Below are 3,820 nucleotides of genomic sequence, written 5' to 3'. Positions count from 1 at the left end.
TATTTATATTGTTTGTTTAATTCGGTAAAAAAATCAACTATTTCATCCACTTTCAGCACGTAATCAATGGTGGTAGCACTTAGGGCAGCATTCGGCATAGTATCTATCATGCACTCCTGAGGGTCCTGAACAATGGTGAGGCCTCCTCTGTCTTTAATGTACTTCATACCCAGGCCACCATCTCTGTTGGCTCCTGATAGTAGGATCCCGATTAGCTTGTCTCTATATACATACGCGGCCGTGCTTAAGGTCAGGTCTATTGCTGGCCTGGAGTTATTGATCATTTCTTCTGTTGAAAGACTGAAATAATGACCAAGTTCAATGCACAAATGATAATTGGCAGGGGCGAGGTAAACTTTACCTTTTTTTATATTCTCTTTATCATATGGCTCAGTTACTTCCATTATACTTTTAATAGACAACGCTTCCACGAAACCGTTCCTCACATGTTTGAGTCGGTGCAAACACATGATTATAGGCAGGGGAAAATCCGGAGGTAAGTGCGACAGTATTTTTACTATTCCCTGAAAACTCCCGGCCGACCCGCCAATTACCACGGCTTTATATTTATTATTTAGTGTAAAACGGCTCATTCCCATTCAGCTACCTCAATCCTTAATTTTCTTATATATCTTTTCCTCGTTATTAACTACAATGAATTTGCTGGCAATATCACACCAGATCAGTGATTCTTTGGAGCCAATAGCCAGGTATCCATATTTGAATAAGCTTTCATGGAATTTTTTTAAGACCTCATTTTGCAATGTTTGATTGAAATAGATCATTACATTGCGGCACAAAACGAGATCAAATTTATTGAAAACCTCGCCCTTCACCAGGTCGTGTTTTCGGTAAGATACATTTTCAACAAGGGTTTTGTCCATTACCGCTTTACCGTTGGACTCTTTATAATACTTGCTTAGAGAAGATGTACCCTGATAGCGTATGTAGTTCTTCTCATTAAGCTCCATGTTTTTAAGGTTGTACACACCCGCTTTCGCGTTTTCCAGTATATTGGAGTCCAAATCAGTGGCGATTAACGATACATTATCCAAAATACCCATTTCACGTAGCATGATAGCCATAGAAAAAACTTCCTCACCTGAAGAGCAGCCAGCGTGCCATATCCTGATCTTCTGGTGGTTGAGCATAATAGCCGGAATGATATCATCCCTCAGTACTCTCCAGAAAGGAGGGTCACGGAACATCTCTGTTACGTTGACTGTAATTTCGTTTAAGAAGTCATCCAAAAATGAGGGTTCATATAACCTCTTGATCAGTTCGTCAACACTGAGATTGTGGAGTTCGAGTATTCGAAGGATCCGCCTCTTAAATGATGACATAGCATAATTGGTAAAGTCATAGTTGTACTTGGTCTTTACCAACTCTGTTATTCTTTTTAAATCTGCAATGTCGATTTCCTTCATTATCTATATGCCAGCTATTCTATGAAAATGTAAATTGTGTAATTTAATAATTTTCTCCTATAAAACTTAAAAACTATAAGGATCTAAAGCTATTCCGCGAAAATAATATTTATATCCATATGATAAAGGTTTGGTTGCGGCTTGTGTCCTGATAAATCTCAGCCTTAACATTTATTTTATCGGATTTAGTTTTTAAGGTAACCTCTTTTTTTGAAATAGTTTTTTCATTTGTGAGGTCCTCAGCAACTAACTCGCTGATACTTTGACCTGTAATGTCAGAATCCGTAATACCAAGTGCCTGTTGGGCAGAACGGTTTATATGGGTTACGGTACCTTCCGTATTGAAGATAACAATTTTAACCACATTATCCAGTGTATCTAAAGTGGCTTCTGATAATCTCAGCTTCCGGTCGAGTTGTTCCTGAGTTACTTCCAGTTCTTCAAGGTTTTGTCTTAGCTCTTCCTCCACTTCTTTCATTTGCTCCCATTCATCACCGCCGGTTTTTTCCACTTCCGCTGAACCTACAGATAAAATGAGCTCTATTACCTTATAATAATCTCCGTTGTTGTTTTTCACAGGCGTATAGGAGGTGTTGACCTTCACCACTTCACCATTCTTTTTTAGTTTGGTAAAATCGCCCGAATGGCCTGTTCCATTGCGCAGGTCCCTCCAGAGTTCTGATGTATCCCCTGAGCTAAGTGCGTTAAATGAAAGGTCCTGTATTTCTTCAAGCTGATGATAGCCCAAAAGTTTGATATAGTTGTTGTTAGCTGTAAGAAGTATACCTTCCATATTGTACTCAGCAGAAGAAAGGCTGTTATTGATAGCGGTGAGCTGAGCAGTCATTTCTACTTCTTTCCTGGACATTTCTTCCTGGGTAGCGGAGAGTTCCTCCATGTTTTGGCGCATTTCCTCCTCCTGGGCTTGCATTTGTTCGGTCAGCGCCTGAGATTCTTCCAGAAGGAATTTGGTCTGCTGATTGTTTTTAACGCCGGCAATAGTTGAAGCTATGCTTTCTGCCAGTTTTTCAACAAATTCAATCTGGTAGTTTTTGTATTCGTTAAAAGATGCAAGTTCTATTACTCCGTAAATCTCTTCATTCACCATGAGCGGAACCAGGAGCACAGCTTTGGGGTTGGCCCCTCCCAGACCGGAAGTGATCGTGATATAATCATCAGGCACTTCAAGTAAATATATGGTCTGTCTTTCGAGGTAAGTTTGTCCTACCAAACCTTCTCCGGCTCTGTAGGAGCGCTTATCATACTTTTTGGTATCAAATGCATACAGGGATATCAGCTCCAGGAACTTATTTTCCTCGTCCTGCTCATTTACAATAAATATGCCCCCCTGATTTGACCGGGTGTAAGTCACAAGGTTTGAAATAATAATGTCACCCAGTGCATGTACATCATCACTGGTGGAGCGCAATATGTCCACAAATTTGGCAAGTCCTTCGGTGGACCATTTTCTTTCACGCTCTTCTTCTGCAACACGCTTCATTTGATCTCTCATGGTCAGTAAAGCGCCTTCAAGGCCTCTGCCTCTTAAATCTTCACCTTCGGCACCTTTGAACTCAACATCCAGTTTGCCATTCTCAATGGCATTTACAAATCCAGTTGCATTCTGGAGGTTGTTGCTGATTTGGTTAATTGATCTGGCAATTTTGCCGATTTCATTATCCTGAGTGTAAGCTGATTTTTTTGAAAGGTCGCCGTTACTGATGTGCGATGCTACTGTATAAAGATCTTTAAGCGGGGTGTCTACCTTCTTATGTACCCATACCAGGGTGCCCGCTACAGCAGCTATATATAAGAGTAAGAATATCAGGGAGGTGTAGGTAAGTGCGTTGCTTTTGGAGTCAAAAGCTCTTGTTTTTGCTGATAATACCCTTCTGGCTGCTTTTGTGAGGTCCTTTGCTGAGCTTTGCAGATAATTGTTTGCCCTTTCCAGTTGTGGGTTGCGGATATTTAAAACCTTCTGGGTTGTTTCCGTAGTTATGGTATTAAGGGAATCATACAAAGGCACTTCCTTAGATTCCTGCACTACCGTATCAACAGTTAAAGGTTCGAACAATAGTTTGTCTATATGCTTTTTCGTCTCCAGCCACTTTTCAGTGATATTGGCATATGCATTATTACCTATCACCAGGGTATCCTCAGAGTCCTGCTGCTCTCCGGCTAATTGTTGTAATTTCTCTTCGAAACTGTCTGCTGCAGTTTCCAGGTTGCTCCGTGCTTCTGTATTTCCATTGGTAAATAGTTGTGCGCTGGAAGCCATTTGTTCAGGAAGAAGGTGCAGTTCCTTTGCCGCTTCTATTTCTTTAGTAGCATCTGTGATCCTGTTTTGAAAATAGGAGATCACAAAAAAGTTAATTACAGCTAAAATTATGAAG

3 protein-coding genes are annotated in these 3,820 nt (G+C 40.6%); all 3 read right to left on the bottom strand.

The features are described from left to right. Positions 1 to 593, bottom strand: a 593-nt coding sequence (locus E1163_RS01815) for a chemotaxis protein CheB (RefSeq protein WP_155168865.1), incomplete at its 3' end; no start/stop codon positions are given. A 15-nt stretch (positions 594 to 608) separates the two neighbouring features. Further along, a complete protein-coding gene (locus E1163_RS01810) occupies positions 609 to 1,427 on the bottom strand; it encodes a CheR family methyltransferase (RefSeq protein WP_155168863.1) in 819 nt (272 codons plus the stop codon). 109 nt (positions 1,428 to 1,536) lie between these two features. Continuing rightward, positions 1,537 to 3,820 (bottom strand): GAF domain-containing protein (locus E1163_RS01805; protein WP_221417906.1); only part of this gene is annotated, 2,284 nt, incomplete at its 5' end.

This window comes from Fulvivirga kasyanovii (assembly GCF_009711405.1).
GTDB lineage: Bacteria > Bacteroidota > Bacteroidia > Cytophagales > Cyclobacteriaceae > Fulvivirga > Fulvivirga kasyanovii.
The sequence above is the reverse complement of the archived record's forward strand: the minus strand, read 5'-3'. Positions and strand labels throughout refer to the sequence as shown.